Source organism: Methylobacterium sp. BE186 (genome assembly GCF_031457035.1).
In the GTDB taxonomy this organism is placed as follows: domain Bacteria; phylum Pseudomonadota; class Alphaproteobacteria; order Rhizobiales; family Beijerinckiaceae; genus Methylobacterium; species Methylobacterium segetis.
Window position 1 is genome coordinate 1 of the sequence record NZ_JAVDVV010000073.1, and the last position, 1,112, is coordinate 1,112.

Genomic DNA, 1,112 nt, shown 5'->3' on the forward strand with positions numbered 1-1,112 from the left:
CTCGCCGGGCGGGAAGCGCATCACGTAGGTCGAGGCGCCGGTCAGCCGCCGCCCCGCCGCATCGACCGTGGTGAGCGGGTAGACCGCATCCTGCGGCAGGTTGCAGCCGAGGCCCACCGCGGTGACGAGGGCGCGCTGCAGGTAGTCCTTGCCGTAGTCGCCGCCATCGGTCGTGAAGGTCCAGCCGTTCACGTGCCGGCCCGTCGCCTTCATGTGCTCCAGGATGCGGCCTTGCGCCTGCCGGGGGGCCTGATCGATCGCCTCGCGCGTCGCGGGCGGCAGGCTGCCCGGATCGAAGGGCCGGCCCGGCCCGATGCCGAGCGCGGCCATCTTGGCGACGGGAACCCCGTCCGCGAGCGCGGGCGGGTTGTCCTTCATCAGCGCGGCGAGAAGGGTGAAGTAGGCTGCCGCATCCAGGCGGTTGACCTGCTCGCGCACGGCCGTCTTCGTGTCGAGGCTCGGATCGACCCGGCCGGCGGGCGGCGTGTACGCCTTGCCGGCGGCGCTGGCGGGGATCAGCCGGTACTGGTCCTGCAGGGCGTGGACGGCCCTGTAATCCTCGGGCGTGCCGGTGCAGTAGGTCCGGCCGAGGATCCAGATCAGGCTGGTGGGGGCCTGGATGAGCCGGGCGCCGGCCGGCACGCTGCCGCTCCAGCCGGGGCCGGTGACGAGATAGGTCTGCGGCCCCGTCCCGGTGGTGCGTTTGCCCGGCACGGCGAAGACGTTCGTCCAGGCGCTGAGCATGGGCATGAGGAAGTAGCGTTCCTCCTCGTCCGGGAGGCTGAAGAGGTAGGGCTGCGTGCCCACATCCACGAAGGCGCTCGAGTAGAGCGTGTCGGCGTTGGGGGCGGTGACGGCCCTGAAGGCCGGATCCGGGTAGGCGCGCGCATTGGCGAACTGTCCCATCGGGGCGCCCCGCGTGCCCTCGGGCGCGGCCACGTTGGTGAGGACGCGGCGGGTCATCTCCATGGTGACGAGCGGGTAGCCGTAGACGTAGGCGTCGATCGCCAGTTCCAGCGGGTCCGCCGCGGCATGGTTGCCGATGACCGGCGCGTCCTGGACCATGCTCTGAGCCCGGGCGGAGGGCAGGCCCGAGCCGACGAGGGGCAGCG

1 protein-coding gene is annotated in these 1,112 nt (G+C 72.3%); it reads right to left on the minus strand.

The genetic code is table 11. The features are described 5' to 3' along the window. Positions 1 to 1,110, minus strand: a 1,110-nt coding sequence (locus J2X36_RS26775; protein WP_310355261.1) for a DUF1254 domain-containing protein, incomplete at its 3' end; no start/stop codon positions are given. Between the last annotated feature and the right edge of the window lie 2 nt (positions 1,111 to 1,112).